The 16269-nt window shown below is 57.1% G+C and carries 6 protein-coding genes; 4 read left to right on the forward strand and 2 right to left on the reverse strand.

Going from position 1 to position 16269, the window contains the following annotated elements:
• Positions 1-305 precede the first annotated feature (305 nt).
• On the reverse strand, positions 306-2783 hold the full coding sequence (locus VKV18_RS01425; RefSeq protein ID WP_324202444.1) for a choice-of-anchor tandem repeat GloVer-containing protein: 2478 nt from the start codon (positions 2781-2783) through the stop codon (positions 306-308).
• 1369 nt (positions 2784-4152) lie between these two features.
• On the reverse strand, positions 4153-5805 hold the full coding sequence (locus VKV18_RS01430) for a GNAT family N-acetyltransferase (RefSeq protein WP_324202445.1): 1653 nt from the start codon (positions 5803-5805) through the stop codon (positions 4153-4155).
• A 714-nt stretch (positions 5806-6519) separates the two neighbouring features.
• On the opposite strand from VKV18_RS01430, the gene VKV18_RS01435 reads away from it, so the two are divergent.
• From VKV18_RS01435 to VKV18_RS01450, 4 genes are all read left to right on the forward strand, one after another.
• Entirely contained in the window at positions 6520-7437 is a 918-nt protein-coding gene (locus tag VKV18_RS01435) for an aldo/keto reductase (RefSeq protein WP_324202446.1), read from the forward strand.
• A gap of 12 nt (positions 7438-7449) precedes the next feature.
• The gene (locus VKV18_RS01440) at positions 7450-7881 is read left to right on the forward strand and encodes a gluconate 2-dehydrogenase subunit 3 family protein (RefSeq protein ID WP_324202447.1); all 432 of its coding nucleotides are present in this window, start codon (positions 7450-7452) and stop codon (positions 7879-7881) included.
• A gap of 100 nt (positions 7882-7981) precedes the next feature.
• Complete coding sequence (locus VKV18_RS01445) at positions 7982-13075, forward strand: DEAD/DEAH box helicase (protein WP_324202448.1); 5094 nt, start codon at positions 7982-7984, stop codon at positions 13073-13075.
• A 36-nt stretch (positions 13076-13111) separates the two neighbouring features.
• The gene (locus tag VKV18_RS01450) at positions 13112-16021 is read left to right on the forward strand and encodes a helicase-related protein (RefSeq protein ID WP_324202449.1); all 2910 of its coding nucleotides are present in this window, start codon (positions 13112-13114) and stop codon (positions 16019-16021) included.
• Positions 16022-16269 lie beyond the last annotated feature (248 nt).

The following is a 16269-nucleotide window of genomic DNA, read 5'->3' on the forward strand; positions in this document are numbered from 1 at the left end:
GGGGGTGGGGCTGTAGGGGTAATCACAAGGGTTACCCACTCATCACGGGACTCGGTTCTAGAGCCAGTCTGCAAAGCAAGCCAACCTCGTTCGCTCCCTATCCCGACCTTTCCCCCGATTCGGGAGGTGCTAGCGCACGGCACAGCAGCGGCCAGAGAAAGAGGCAAGTAAGTCAATCTTTCTGGCCGCAAAGGCGCCGTCCGCGAGGACGCCCACCGCGAGGTGCCCCTCCCACAAAAAAACTGCCTCCCTTCATCTTGGATGAAGGAAGGCAGCATAGACACAACTACACACCAAACATCAAACTACGGTACGGTTACACGGAAACTTCCCCCAAAACTACCCCCGCCATAGCTCCCGTGCACCTGCAACAAACCCAAACCGGAGACTGCCGTAGACGGAAACACCAGCGTCGCCGATACACTCCCCCCGGCAGAGAGCGTGCCTAATGACATCGGCAACGAACTGCTCGTGTTGAACTTCTGCCTCGTGCTGTCCGTTAGAACCGAGGAACTCACCGTCAAGTTGGTAGCCGTCGCCCCTCCGGTGTTGGTTATTGTGAAGGTAACCACCACGTTGTTGTTGCTGTCTCGAGCGATGGAACTGACTTGCAGGTGGATTTGCACCGTCCCGATGAGCAAGACAAGGGGTGGGGTGGTGTTGTGGATGTTGGGGTCTTGTACCTGCACGGTGGCAACTCCCGGTGTGGTGAGGAGGTTAGGGGGGATAGTGGCCTGGATTTGGGTGCCATCGGAGGAGACGGAGGTAGGAGTGAGGGAGGTGGTACCGTTCCAGAGGAGGGTATCGTTTTGTGCGAAGCCGTTTCCGAGGAGGGTGAGGGTGAGGTTGTTGGAGCCTGCGGGTGCGTTGTTTGGGTTGAGGAAGAGGGCTTGTGGGCCGATACGAAAGACGACGCCATTCCCATTGGCGCCTCCTCCTGCAGCTGTCCCATACAAATCTCCATCGCTACCCTGAATGATATTGTTGAAACCGGCGCCGTCGGAGTTGTCTCCATTGTTGTCCTTTGCCGAAAAGGTATGGAGCACCTGGAAGTTGGAGCCGTCGGGGTTGACCCTAAACAGCACGCCCTGTCCATTGGCGCCTCCTCCATTGGTCGTCCCATACAAAGCGCCATCCATGCCCTGACTGACACCGGCAAAGGGTAAGGCGCCGTCGGAGTTGTCTCTATGATTGTCTAGTGCCGAGAAGTTATGGAGCACCTGAAAGTTGGAGCCGTTTATGTTGAGCTTGAATACGACGCCATTCCCATTGGCACCTCCGAGTTCGGTCGTCCCATACAAAGCGCCATCCATGCCCTGACTGACACCGGCAAAGGGTAAGGCGCCGTCGGAGTTGGCGAAATTGCTGTCTACTGCCGAGAAGGTATGGATCACCTGGTAGTTGGAGCCATCGGGGTTGACCTTGAACACTACGCCAGTCGCATTGGCGCCTCCACCTACAGTCGTCCCATAGAACGCTCCATCCCTGCCTTGAATGATTTCGTTGGCCAGGGCGCCGTCGGAGTTTTCGCCACGGTTGTTTTCTGCCGAGAACGCATGGAGCACCTGGAAGTTGGAGCCATCTGTGTTGACCTTGAACACCATGCCACTATTACTGGCGTCTCCATGTCTAGTCCCATACAAATCTCCGTCACTGCCCTGAATGATATTATTGAAACCGACGCCTCCACTGCTATTATTGAAGTCATGGAGCACCTGGAAGTTGGAGCCGTCGGGGTTGACCTTGTACACCACGCCAAACCCATTGGCGCCTCCTATTCCAGTTATCCCGTACAGAGCGCCATCCCTGCCCTGAGTAACACTACCGGGTTCGGCGCCATCGGAGTTTATGCTGGGAAAGACTACTGCCGAGAAGTTATGGATCACCTGGAAGTTGGAGCCATCAGGGTTGACCCTAAACACCACGCCTAACCCATTGGCGCCTCCTCTTTCGGCCGTCCCATACAACGCTCCATCCCTGCCTTGAATGACATTGGCACTGGGCTGGACGCCGTCCGAGTTGATTAGAAAGGCGTGTAATGCCGAGAAGGTATGCACCAACACGACCGGTTCTACATCCTGGGCCTGTGCCCCCACAAAACCGCTTCCATACACCATCACGCCACACAACAAACCTACACGCCACACAGAACCGAGACCTCCGCGTAACCGCAGACGCCATAACATCCCTATCCCGCCCAACAACAACAAAATCCACATACTCCCTGCCTCCGGAGTCGTCGCATGACCCCCTACCGTCACACTGAACGGCTGGCTCACCGAACCCGCAACCCCACCATCCATGAAGTCTAGCTCGTATGTCCCCGTATACATCGTCCCAGAAACCGCGTTGGAGGGCACCGTCACATCAAACAAGTCCCCCGTCCAACTCGAACCAACCGTGCCGGCAGGGGTCAACGACGGTGGGGCGTTGAGGAAGTTATCGGTGAAGTCGTTGGCATTGGGGTCGGAGTAGGTGGTGTTGTCTCCGGTGAGGTCAATGGAGTTGTTGGGGTCGGTGTTGGTGAGGGTAGCAAAGAAGGAGAAGTTGCTCCCCGGTGCCACCGTAGGGTTGGGGGTTTGGAGGGTGAAGTTGAGTTGGGCGCTGGCCGTTTGCAGGCCGGCAAGCAAGCACCCTCCTACCAACAAGACGAGCAGCCTGAGCAAGAGAGTGCTCCCGAAGGTGGAGGGAGCAGACTTTGTATGCCGGCATCGGGGAGGGATGCTGTTTTCTCTCCGCTTGATCGGCAGGTTCTGTAGCCTTACACTGTGTTGGTGCTTCATGAGGAAGCCTCCTTTTTGGAAGTTGTAGAAAGGCGGAAAGTGCCTTTCCAGTTCCCATTATAACCGCCGATCATTAGCCCATCATTAGCTCAATCATTAGCTCAAGTTGGAAAATGAGATTAGATGGGAGTTTATTTGTGGGAAGTGTGTTTAAATCGGTCATAATTTTTTTGCGGGGAAGGGTCTCGGCGCTCATGTCACCTCGAAGCGAAGCGGAGAGGTCTTCTTATTTCATTCGCACTGGAGGGGAAAGGCGTAGGCCTTGAAGGGCTGGTGACACGACTGTCGTTTGTCGTTTCGAGCCGAAGGCGAGATAAACACCTGTCATTTCGAGCCGATACTACAACTGTCATTTCGAGCCGAAGGCGAGAAATCTTGCGTTTCCATCCCCACCCGTTCTAAGGGAAAGGGGTGGGCTGCAGAATGCCGATGCCCAAGCCCCCTTCTCATCCCCCCGCACGCGGGGGGAAGCTAACCCTCCCTCCCCCTGTAGGGGGAGGGGGAGGGCGTCGGCCTTGAGGGTTGGGGAGGGGCTGTAGAAACTGCCGGCTTCACGGTTCTAGAGGCAATTTGTGAAGTAAGCTGGCCTCGTTCGCCCCCTATCCCCGCCTTTCCCCCGATTCGGGAGAAAGGGGGCGGTTATGGTTAGTTTCCGAAGGGAAAGTTATCAAAGGAAACCGCGAGTAAGCTTATTGGTCTCCCCTCTCCCTGATAAGGGGCAGGGGTAGGGGGTAGGGGCTTGAAGAGCTGGCGATACGACTGTCGTTTGTCGTTTCGAGCCGAAGACGAGATAAACACCTGTCATTTCGAGCCGATACTACAACTGTCATTTCGAGCCGAAGGCGAGAAATCTTGCGTTTCCATCCCCAGCGGTGCTAAGGGATAGGAGTGGGGCTGTAGAGACTGCCAATTGCTTCGGTTCTAGAGATAGTTTGTACAGCAAGTCTGTCTTGCTCGCCCCCTATCCCCTCCTTTCCCCCGATTCGGGAGGTGCTAGCGCACGGCGATGCAGCGGCCAGGAAGATAAGCGATTAAGACAACCTTCCAGGCCGCTGAGTTGCCCACCGCGAGGTGCCCCTCTCCCAAATTGGGGGAGGGGCGGGGGGGTGGGGGCTGGAGAAGCAGACAGCAACGCAGCGGCCAGAGAGACAGACAGTGAAGAAAGCGCTTCTGGCCGCTGTGACGCCCACCGCGAGGTGCCCCTCTCCCCAATGGGGAGAGGGGGAGGGCGCCCTGCCCCAGAAAATCGCAAGATTTGCTGGGGACCCCAGTGTCGGCCTTGAGGGGCGGGGGGTGTCGGCCTTGAGCGCAGCACCGTCGCTCTTAAAGAAGCCGGTTAGCCCGGAAACCATCGTGTCTGAGGCGGAGATCAACCAACCTCCAGGCTGGGACGTCGCACGCCCGTCGTGTGGAAAGCCACATACTTGAGCACGTTGATCAGAGGAATGATCTTTTCCCAGTCGCACTCGCCCATGAGAGCGATCTGAATCCAGTTACGACGCTGGAGATATTCGCTGTTGTAGTTAAGTAGAAAGCCTTTTTCTTCCACACGACAACCTAGCTCCACAGACGAAATGTCCGGTGGCAGTACCACCGTTACCACCGCAGGAGCAGCCACGGAATCGGGGGCGAGGAGCTGAAACCCTGCTTCGCGTAGACGCCGGCGCAATTCGGCCCCCATTTTGGCTATCTGGGCAAACCGCCGTTCCCACTCGGCGTCCCAAATGGCCGCGCGCAGGGCGTATAGGAGGTTCGAGTTGAAAGTAAATGGGACGCCGTTTTGTACGGCGTAGTAACCAAGGTCGAGATATCGCGGCAGACTATCGGGTGCAGGGCGTAATTCGTGGTGATGGAACACCATGCACAAGCCTGGGTAGCTGCCCATGCCCTTGCCACTGGTTCCTGTAGCGAGGTACACCCCGTTCAAGTCTACATACACCGTACCTAAGGAGCTGATGCAGTCCATGCACAGTTTCAGACCTAGCTTGGCACACAAAGCTTTCAAAGCCTCCAAGTCGTTGAGAACGCCTGTGGAGGTCTCACAATGGACAGCCCAGACCCATATTAGGCTGGAGGTGTTTTCGATTCGGTGCCGAACCGCGCTGAGATTGAAGGGTGCGCCCCAGGGCGCCTCGTATACCTCGAAATCGAGCCCCCATCGCCGGGCATGGTCTACCAAGCGGGTTCCAAATTCGCCATTGTTCAACACGAGGCCGCGGCCACCTTCCAGAAACAGTTGCCCGCCGACGGCGTCATTGGCTAACGTGCCGGAGCCCATCAGAATCTGGCATTCCGCTGCTCTGGTTAATCCACACAGACGCTCCTTCGTGGTGTAAAAATCGTTTATGAAAACCGGGCTGCGATGTGACGTGGGTAACTGCTCAAAAGCACGGCGCACCTCGGGACGAACCGCCACCGGACCCGGCAGGAAATTCACCGGTGGAGTATGGAACGAGCGGGTCGGAGCACCACGCAGAAACTCGCCGGCCCGCGCCTCGAATGTTTCCAGAGAAATATACATGGGCTGGAACAAAGCCTCGCCCGAGCCTACCAACGGCCCGAAAGGGACGAAACCGAGGTGCTGATAGAGCTTCTGCTGTCGGGTAGTGCCGGAGATGATGGCCAGATCGTAGCTCTTTTCGATGCCATGCTGCCAGAGGAGCGCCAGCAAACCGGTCAGGATTTGGCCACCGCGCATCCCGCGATATTTCTTCTCGATGGCTAGCAGGCGCACCTCGCAGATATGCCTGCCCGGAGGCAGGTAACTGTCCAGATTGGGCAGCTTCTGGTCAAGGGAGAACGGGCGTTTGCCCCGCACTGCCAGCATCCCAACGAGTTCCCGATCACACAGGCAAATGAGATAGGTGTTCTCGCTGTGAAACTTATCCACCAATCTTTGGGAGGGCGAACGCTCGTGTTGAGGAATCTCCTCAACGAAAGTCTTGTAGTTGAGCCTATGAATGGCTTCGAACTCCCAATCCTCAGAAGCGAATTTGAAAACCAGAGACTGGCGTTCTTTCATAGACACACCTCGTGCTTGTCGAAATTACTAAATCAGCTACTGTGTGCTGAAGTAGCTGATCTCTATCTGCCTAGGAGACACCCGTGTAAGACACTATAAGTTGATGGCTAAGCCCTAGCCCGAATACAGCAGGCTAGATTCGCGTCAAGGCCAATGCCCTTCCCCTCAGCAAAAGCGCTGCCTACCAACAAGACGCATAGAGGAAAAACCGACTGAGAACAACGATTCGCCTTCTCTACACAATCACGAACAAGCCCGATGCAACCGGCGTTTGCTGGGCTACCACAAGTACAGCACACCCAACAGACTGGCCATACTGCCGACGGCGTTGGCTGCCTGAAGCATCTTAAGTAAGAGGGCTTATTTTGCCGAAGGCATAAGCTTCCCATGTATCGTAAGCCTCATACAAACAGTATAGCCCATAAGAACAAATTAAAAAATGAGGTGCTTCCGGCGACTAAAGCTGGCGGTTTCCACGCACACATTTTGCAAGTTACGGCGGAAAGACCTTGCCCTTTGTGGCTATGGATGAGGGCCGCGTTCCACCTGCGTAAAGTTTGTCTCAGGAAGTATGGAGAGCCTAAACGCCGGAAGAGGGACAGAGAAGGAGGGATGCAAGCCCCTATATTAATAGGCCTCTTAGATACGCAAGCAGGGAAATGCGTGGCGACGGCGAATAGTATCAAAAAAACACCCCCGTTTGGAGATGAACCTATGTCCCTGGCAAAAAGAACGTTGGGCCGTACCGGCCTACAGGTTACGGTGTTGGGCTATGGAGCCATGGAGATACGCGGCCCGCGCATCTGGGGCGGGCGCCCCGTGACCGAACAGCAGGCCGAGACCATCTTAAATGCCGTCCTCGATGAGGGCATCAACTTCATTGATACCGCAAACGACTACGGGCGCAGTGAGGAGTTCATCGGCAAATACCTCTCTAAACGGCGCAGCGAGTTCTACATCGCCACCAAGTGCGGCTGTAAAGTAACTTATCGCGATGAGAACACCGACGATACGCCCCATGAGTGGACCCGTGAAAACCTGTTTCGAGGCCTACACGAAAGCCTTCAACGCCTTAAAACCGACTACATAGACATCATGCAGCTGCATAACCCCACCGTGGAGCAGTGCCAGCAGGGCGACCTTGTCAGCGTTTTAAAAGAGATGCAGCAGCAGGGCAAAGTGCGCTGGATCGGGTGCTCCTCCACGTTGCCCCACATTCTCACCTACATGGAGTGGAACGTTTTTGACGTTTTTCAGATTCCCTACTCGGCTTTAGAGCGTGCCCATGAGAATGTCATTACGGAGGCCGCGCAAAAGGGGGCCGGCATCATCGATCGCGGGGGGGTGGCGCGCGGAGAGCCTGGCGCCGGTTTGGGCAACCCCGACCGATGGAAAATCTTCGAGGCCGCCAAACTCGACGAGCTGCGCGCGGAAGGCGAATCGCGAACGGCCTTTCTGCTTCGGTTTCTGCTGGCGCACCCCCATATCCACACCACCATCGTCGGAACCCTCAACCCAGACCATCTGCGAGAGAACGTGGCCGTTGCCGAAAAAGGCCCCCTGCCGCCCGATGTCTACGAGGAGGCCAAACGGCGCCTCGACGCCGTGGGCGAGCGGCCCAAGTGGCCGTAGGAGGGAAGAGCGATGACAAACGATGCAGCGCCCCTCTTTAACGCGCTTCAGTGGCAAACCCTCTGCGCCTTGGCCGATACGGTTATTCCTGCCGACGACTACCCAAGCGCCACCGAGGCCGGGGTGGATCACTACCTAAGAAGAATCTTCTCCACCGATCTCAAGGGGCAGCTGGCCACCTATCGGCTCTGCCTCGATCTGCTGAATGAGGAGGCCGACATGCTTCATGGGGCCTCCTTCCCCAACCTTTCAGCCGAACAACGCGAGGATGTCCTCACGCGCCTCGAAAGGGGCCGGCACGCTCTCACCTGGCCCCTTCACCCCGCCCATTTCCTTCATCGCCTCTATCACCTCGTGGCCGAAGGCTACTACAGCGACCCAGGCAACGGAGGCAACCGCGAGGCCATCTCCTGGAAAATGATCGGCTTTGAAGTGACGGCCTAGTTCTCCCAACCGCTTGGAAGGAATCGTTCAAAAAAAGAAGGATTTTCGGCAAACAGGCACAAATTTATACAACACTTTTTTTCGTAGCACGAGGGCGCCGATGAACATCTTTGAACTGCACCAACAGGTTATCGAAGACTACCGCAGCTTTATCCACTCCTACGTCAACATCGCGGATCAGCGTATTCGGGATTTCGTGGATAAGCAACTTCTGGAAGAGAACCACCTGTGGCCCGACTACCTCCTGCAGTTGAGTCCCTCCTATGCGCGCGGGCACTCGGTAAAAGAGTTGGTGCAACAAGGCATCCTCCATCCAGAGATGGCCGCCATCTTTTGCCGCTCGGATGGTCAACCCTTCTCTCTCTACCGGCACCAAGAGGAGGCCGTTCGTAAAGCCCTCAACCGGGAAAGCTTTGTGGTTACTAGTGGCACCGGTTCCGGTAAAAGCCTTACCTACTTCCTGCCCATCTTTCACCATCTCCTCACAAACCCCACGTCGGAGGGGGTTGTCGCCCTCGTGGTCTACCCGATGAACGCCCTGGTCAACTCGCAGTACAACGCCCTTAAAGAGTTTGAAGAGCAGTATCAGAAGCGCTACGGAACCCGCTTTCCCGTTCACTTCGCGAAATACACCGGAGAAACCGGCGCCGCCGAGCGCGACAAACTACGCCACGAACCACCCCAAATTCTTCTCACAAACTATGTAATGGCCGAACTGATGCTGCTGCGTCCCGAAGACGAAAAGTTTTTCAACAGAGACCGCAAAGCCCTCAAGTTTCTCGTGTTTGATGAACTGCACACCTATCGAGGACGACGCGGTGCCGACGTAGCCCTGCTCATCCGCCGCCTTCGGGAACGCGGTGCCGAAAACGATCTGCTCTACATCGGGACTTCTGCAACGATGGTCGCCCATCCCGACGTCTCCCGGCAGGAACGCCGTCAAACGGTGGCCGACTTCGCTACCCGATTCTTCGGCTACCCCTTCACGGCCGAACAGGTCATCGAAGAGACGCTGGAGCGAATCACCCTCGGCGACCAGCCTACCGCCGACGAGCTAAAGCAAGCGGTACAGAACCCACTGCCTACCGACATCGAGGCCCTGCGTCGCCACCCCCTTGCCCGTTGGGCCGAGTTCTTCTTTGGAGTCGCGCCGGAAGAGCCTGATCCGGATAGGCCGGAAGAGACAACGACCGGCTACCGATTGCGGCGTCAAACGCCGCGCACCCTCACCGAAGGTGCCAAGCAGCTTGCCGAGTGCACCGGAGAGACCGAGGCCATTTGCCGCGAAAAGCTTCAGGAGCTGTTTGTTCTCGGCAGCTCACACCAATCGCCGGCATCGAGGCTCTTCGCCTTTAAACTGCATCAGTTCATCAGCCAAAGCAGCCCCGTTTTGGCCACCATCGGGCCGCCCGACAAGCGCGCCCTCTCTCTCGTGGGCATCTATCAGGATAGGCTAAAACGCCTCTACTTTCCCCTGCGCTTCTGCCGTCACTGCGGCCAAGAGTACTATCAGGTCTATCGAATCGACAATCGGGTTTTCCCCGACATAGATTTTGACGATACCGACCCGCAGACCGGCTATCTCATGTTAGCCCGCCCCGGTGAGGAGGACTGGAAAGTTGACTATATTCCGGAAGAGTGGTACGACGCAAACGGCAAGCTGAGACCCACTTGGAAAAAGCGTGTTCCTACCCCCGTGTGGGTGTCTGCGGACGGCTCGATCTACCCGAGCGAAGAGCCGGACACCGTGAAAATGTGGTGGCAATCCCAGCGCTTTACGCTCTGTTTGAACTGCGGTGAGTTCTATACCTATCGCGAGAAAGAGTACAGCAAGCTCGCCATTCTTTCGAGTGAGGGACGCTCCAGCGCCACCACCGTGCTCGCCACCTCCCTGTTGCGTCGTGCGCGCGCCAGCGCTCTCATGCAAGATAAGCTGTTGACCTTCACCGACAGCCGACAAGATGCCTCCCTGCAAGCAGGCCATTTTAACGATTTTGTGCACCTCGCCGTGCTGCGTGCTGCCTTGGTTCAGGCGCTTAAGCAGTACCAAACCCTCACTTTCGATACGGTGGCCTCCCGTGTTTTAGAATGTAGTGGGCTAACCCTACGCGACGTCGCCAAAAATGCCAACCTGGTCGCAACTTCCGATCAGGGCCGCGACGCCTGGCGCACCTTCCAAGACCTCACCGAATATCGTCTCTATGAAGACCTGCGCCGGGGCTGGCGCGTGCTGCAGCCAAACCTCGAACAGCTCGGCCTCTTGCAAATAAACTACAAAGGTCTCGAATCTCTTGCAAACCAAACCGATATCTGGCCTTCGCACCTGGCCATTGCCGGTAAAACCCCCGAAGAGCGCCTCGAAGTGCTTCGCATTCTCCTCGACCACTTTCGCCGTAAGCGTGCCATCTGCGTGAAGGTATTTGAGGAGAATTTTCAGCAGCAGCTACGCCGCAGGGCAGACCAGCAACTTAACGAGTTCTGGGGCCTAGACCCTGACATCAACGAGCTGCGACCGGGGACATCCCTCGTCCTCGATCCGAAAACGGCAACTGTCGCCTTTAGGAGCGGCTCGCTCTCCGCCTTCAGCCGTTTTGGCCGCTTTCTCCAACGCCAATGGAGGCTAACCCCTCAAGAGTACCAAAAGCATATCCGGGCCGTGGTAGAGGTGCTCCTCAACTACGGCTTCCTCAGAAAAAAGGATTCGGAAGCCCTTCAGCTAGATGCCAGCGCGCTGCTGTGGCAACTTGCCGATGGCACCCCGCCCCCTCCCGACCCGCTCTACTCTCGAAGAGGTACCCGCGGCTACGTCGCACGCGACCCCAAAGCAAACACCTACTTCCAACAGTTCTATAGCGAGGCCGGCTCCTTCCTGGCCGCGCTGGAGGCACGAGAACACACCGCGCAGGTGGTGCAAAAAGGAGAACGGGAGCTGCGCGAACGCCGCTTCCGATGGGACCGCGACCGCGCCGATCTCGACCCTCAACTCGGACGACGCCTGCCCTATCTGGTCTGCTCCCCTACCATGGAGCTGGGCATTGATATTGCCGACCTCGATATGGTGCACATGCGCAATGTGCCTCCCACGCCCGCCAACTACGCCCAGCGCAGCGGGCGCGCAAGCCGACAAGGCCAGCCCGGCCTCATCGTTACCTTCGCCTCCTGGAACTCCCCGCACGACCAGTACTTCTTCCATCATCGCGATCAGATGGTCTCCGGAAGCGTGCGCCCACCAACCCTCGACCTCACCAACGAAACCCTGGTGCGCGCCCATCTGCACGCCATGTGGCTCGCCCATGTGCGCCTCTCCTTAGGCGATTCCATCGAACAGGTGATTGATACCGAGCAGAGTGGGTTGCCTTTGCGAGAGAACGTTCAGGCGCAAATTCACCTCGGGCCTCAAATGCGAGGCCTGCTGCTTCGGCAAATGCAGGCCGTCCTGCAGTTCGATGAAAACCTCCTCAATCAAACCACCTGGTACAACACAGATTGGCTGGAACAGGTCATTCAGCAGGCGCCCCAAGAGTTCGATAAGGCCTTCGACCGATGGCGCGAACTCTATCAGATAGCCGACGATCAGTTGCGTAGAGCGACAGAATCCCTCTGTAAAGCGCGCAACCGCGATGACCGCAGCGAAGCGGAAAGAAAACAACAGGAGGCGCTTCGCCAACGCGACCTGTTGCTGCAGCAAGGGGTCAGTAACGAAGAGAGTGACTTCTACCCCTATCGGTACCTGGCTACCGAGGGGTTTTTGGCCGGCTATAACTTCCCAAGATTGCCCATCCGTGTTTGGGTGCCGCGCGGCGAAGGAGAGTTTATTGCACGCCCACGCGCACTGGCCATTACCGAGCTGGCACCCGGCAACATCCTCTACCATGAAGGCGGCAAATGGGAGATAACCGCCCTCCATGTGCCGCTAAACGGACTGGCCAGCCGAAGACAAACGCAGCGATTTTGTAGGCGATGCGCCTACTTCTGCGAAACCGATAAAGACCGGTGCCCCAGCTGCGACGCCCTGTTTGATGGTGGCAATAGCCGAGTTATCTCCTTCCTGGAAATGCCCAACGTGAAAAGTCGCCGTATAGACCGCATCACCTCGGAAGAAGAACAGCGCTACGGCCGAGGCTATCGCAACGATATCTATTACCAGTTCGCACCCGAATACCACGCCGACAGCCAAACCGCCTCTGATCGCACCGTGCGCTTGCAGCAGGCCGACGTGGTCGTCGCTTCCGAAGACTACTTTCAACTGCTCTACGCCCCCACGGCCGCCGTCCTTAACCTCAATCGCGGCCCCCGTAAACAGACTACCGAGGGCTTCCGCATCAATTTGAGGACGGGAGAGTTTAAGCAGGAAGACCCCGAAAGCCCCACCATATCGGAAGAAACCGATGTTCAACGCCTTCATCTGGCAGTGAAAGATACCATGAACATTCTGCTTATTCGCCCCAAAACGCCTCTTGAGCTGCCGAAAATGGTAACCCTGCTCTACGCCCTAAAGGCAGGAATAGAACAGGCCTTCCAACTGGAAGAGTCGGAGCTGGACGCTCATCTCATTGGAGGGTCACAATCCCCCCACCTGCTCTTCATCGAAACCTCTGAGGGCGGCAGCGGCGTGCTGCAAAACCTCATCACCCAAAACGACGCCTTCGCCGAAGTCGCCCGCCAGGCCAGCCTCCGATGTCACTTCTCCGAAGAACAGGAAGACCTCAAGCCCGATTGTGTTGCTGCCTGCTACGAGTGCCTCCTAAGCTTCTATAACCAACGGTATGCCAGCAGATTAGACCGCCATCTTGTTCGCGAACTGCTGCACTCTCTGAAGCAGGCCCAGGTGCTTCCGCGCTTTCATCGGCGAGACTACGCCGCCCATTTTCAATATCTCTATAACCTTACCGACTCCCGCTCCGATCTGGAAAGGCGGTTCCTAAAGGCCCTCCAAGCCGGCAACCATCGCCTACCGGATAAGGCGCAGGAGACTATTCCCGCCGTGCCGTGCACCGCCGACTTCTTCTACCAGCCCAATATCTGCATCTTTTGCGACGGCAGCGTGCACGACCAGCCCCAAAACCGCGCCAACGACCAAGCCATTCGCAATCAACTTCTTGAAATGGGCTATCGCGTTATCGTGATTCGTTACGACGAACCGCTCGAAACCCAGATAGACCGTTACCCCGACGTGTTCGGGAAACGTCGCTAAACAAACGGCTTCTCTTTCCGGAAAAGGAGGTTACTTATGCAGCCTGGCTCCATTGTTCAGTGCCGCCAACGGGAATGGGTGCTGCTTCCCGCCGATAACGAGGATGTCTATCTGCTACGTCCACTTACCGGCACGATAGACGATGCGGTGGCGGTGCATAAAGCGCTGTCGGAGCGTGTGGCCTCTCGGCTGGCGCACGAGCGTGTGAGGCCTGCGCGATTCCCCGTGCCAACAAGTAAAGACCTCAACCCAAACGCCAACGCCACCAACTCCTGGCTTCTCTATCAGGCCGCACGACTGCTTCTGCGCGAGGGTGCCACCCCCTTCCGCTCCTTAGGGCGCATCTCCGTTCGCCCCCGCAACTACCAGTTTGTTCCTCTGCTGATGGCCCTAAGGCTGAAACCGGTGCGCATGCTCATCGCCGACGACGTGGGTGTAGGAAAAACCATCGAGGCCATCCTCATCGCCCGCGAGCTGTTTGACCGCGGCGAAATTCGGCGAATTTGCGTGCTCTGCCCGCCTTATCTCTGCGATCAGTGGCAAAAAGAGTTGGAGGAAAAGTTTAACCTCGATGCTGTGGTGGTTCGCTCCGGAACGTTGGGCCGGCTCGAAAGCCGCCTCCCCACCGAACGACTTATCTACGAGTACTACCCCATTCAGGTGATCAGCATAGACTTTATTAAACAGCGGCAATATTGCGACCAGTTCGTGCAGCACAGCCCCGAATTCATTATTGTGGATGAGGCCCACGGGGCTGCCCAGTCCACCAGCACAAACCAACAGCAGCGTCACGAGCTGTTGAAAAAACTGGCGCAAAAACCCAACCAACACCTCATCCTGCTGACGGCGACCCCCCATAGCGGCATCGCCGAAGCGTTTCGCTCGCTGCTAAGCCTGCTGAACCCCGCCTTCAGCGATTACGATGTCGCCAACCTCACCGGCCCACAGCGCATTGAGTTGGCCAAACACCTTGTGCAGCGCACACGAAAAGATATAGAACAGACGTGGAACGAGACGCATAGCTTCCCCACACGCCTTCGCGAGGAGACCGCTTACCAGCTATCACCCGAATATAGAACCCTTTTTGAAAAGACCTATGCCTTCTGCAAAGAGTTGGTTCAAACCGGCGCCACCATGGCCCAACACAAACAGCGCGTGCGCTACTGGGGCGCCTTGGCCCTGCTGCGCTGCGTGATGTCCAGCCCTCAAGCGGCCATCGCTACCATCGAACAGCGCCTTAATAACCCCACCCAGCTGCCGGAAGACGATGCCCTCCTTCCCCAAGCCTATGAGGTCTATATCTACGAATCGAGCGATGATGTAACCAACGACGAACAGCCCACCCCGCCCGTTGAGGCCACCGAGCAGACCTTAGCCGATTCGGAGCGCCGAAAACTGCTGGAACTGAAACGGCTCGCCCAAGCGCTTCACCGCGACCTTAACAAAGACACCAAGCTTCATAAGTGCCTTAACATTGTGGAACAGTTGCTGAGACAGGGCTATGCCCCCATCATCTGGTGCCGATATGTGGCCACGGCGGAATATGTGGCCGAGATGTTGCAGCAAGCGCTGGCCAAAACCCTCCCCACCGCGCACGTGCTCTGCATTACCGGCCGCCAAAACGATGAGGAGCGCCGTGCCCTGATTGACGATGTGGTGGTAGAAAAACCCCACCTCCTTGTGGCAACCGATTGCCTTTCGGAAGGCATCAACCTGCAGGAAAAGTATAACGCGGTGCTGCACTACGACCTTCCCTGGAACCCAAACCGCCTCGAACAACGGGAAGGCCGCGTAGACCGTTATGGCCAGCCTTCGCAAACCGTGAAGGCCATCTCCTACTACGGCCAAGATAACCCCATTGATGGCGTGGTGCTGGAGGTGCTGCTGCGCAAGGCCGATGAAATCTACCGCACTCTCGGCACCCATGTGCCTGTGCCTATGGAGACCGAAACCGTGATGGAGGCTGTGCTTAAAGCGCTTTTCATGCGCAGCTCCCCCGCCTCCTCCCAGCTCACGCTTGACCTCGACCTTTTGGCCAGCGTGCCTCAGGTAGGTTATCTTCAAAAGGCTTGGCAGGAACGCGCCGACAACGAAAGAGTGTCGCGCACACGTTTTGCCCAACATGCGCTTCGGCCTGAGGAGGTTGAACGGGAGTTACAGGCTGCCGATGCCGTTTTGGGCGACCCCGACACCGTGCGAAAGTTTGTGCTAAATGCCGCCCAACAGCTGGGGCTGCCGATACAGCCCGTGCCCAACACAGACATCTATCGTATTCCCCTTGGCGCCGCCGAGGAAACGCATGTGCCTAAAACCGTGCGCGATGTTATTCGGGCTTTCCAGGCCAACCATGCCAAAGAGGACACCTGGCGCATCAGCTTCGTTTCGCCCACGCCTAAAGGCGCGGAGTATGTGGGGCGTAACCACCCGCTTGTGACCGAGATGGCGCGCTATCTGTTTGAACGGGCCATCTCCTCCTCAAGCGCCTCGCCGGCAGGGCGCATAGGGGTTATTCGTACTGATGCGGTAGACCGCCTCACTACCCTTCTCCTACTGCGCGTGCGCTACCTCATGAAAGTTCCCCAAGGCCCCGAACAGCTGGCCGAAGAGGTGCGGGTGATGGGCTATACCGGTGCTATCCAGCGCGAAGGCATTGGGCTGCAGTGGCTAACGACCGAACAGGCTCTGCAGTTGCTGGAACAGGCACAACCGAAGGCAAACATTTCGCTGGAGGAGAAAAAAGAGCTGGCGGACTTCGTGCTAGAGACCATACCCGCGGTTTTACAGGCGCTGCAACCCCAACTGCAGCAGCGTGCCGAGGAGCTAACGGCAGCGCACAAGCGCATTCGTCAACCGCTCGATCTGCCGGTTCGTGGGTTAGCCCTCACCCCCCAACAACCGCCCGATCTGCTAGGGCTGTTTATTCTTCAGCCCTATGTGGCGCATTAAGCCAATCTTTCAGGGAGAAAGGGGGCTAGACAGCAGGTTTTCAAAAGAAAGGTTATCACAGAAAACCACCAATGAACTTGCCGTTCTCCGCTCTCCCAAATTGGGGGAGGGGGGTGGGGGCTTGTAGGGATGGGCTTGCAGAGCTGGCGAGATAAACAACTGTCATTTCGAGCCAAAGGCGAGAAATCTTGAATTTCCATTCCCACCGGTTCTGATGGGTAGGAGTGGGTAGGGCTGACAATCTCGCG

Source organism: Chthonomonas sp. (genome assembly GCF_035294505.1).
Classification (GTDB): Bacteria; Armatimonadota; Chthonomonadetes; order Chthonomonadales; family Chthonomonadaceae; genus Chthonomonas.

Excerpts from the sequence above, each read along its gene's own strand:
- VKV18_RS01425 (WP_324202444.1), bottom strand. The coding sequence starts at position 2,783 with ATGAAGCACCAACACAGTGTAAGGCTACAGAACCTGCCGATCAAGCGG.
- VKV18_RS01430 (WP_324202445.1), bottom strand. The coding sequence starts at position 5,805 with ATGAAAGAACGCCAGTCTCTGGTTTTCAAATTCGCTTCTGAGGATTGG.
- VKV18_RS01435 (WP_324202446.1), top strand. The coding sequence starts at position 6,520 with ATGTCCCTGGCAAAAAGAACGTTGGGCCGTACCGGCCTACAGGTTACG.
- VKV18_RS01440 (WP_324202447.1), top strand. The coding sequence starts at position 7,450 with ATGACAAACGATGCAGCGCCCCTCTTTAACGCGCTTCAGTGGCAAACC.
- VKV18_RS01445 (WP_324202448.1), top strand. The coding sequence starts at position 7,982 with ATGAACATCTTTGAACTGCACCAACAGGTTATCGAAGACTACCGCAGC.
- VKV18_RS01450 (WP_324202449.1), top strand. The coding sequence starts at position 13,112 with ATGCAGCCTGGCTCCATTGTTCAGTGCCGCCAACGGGAATGGGTGCTG.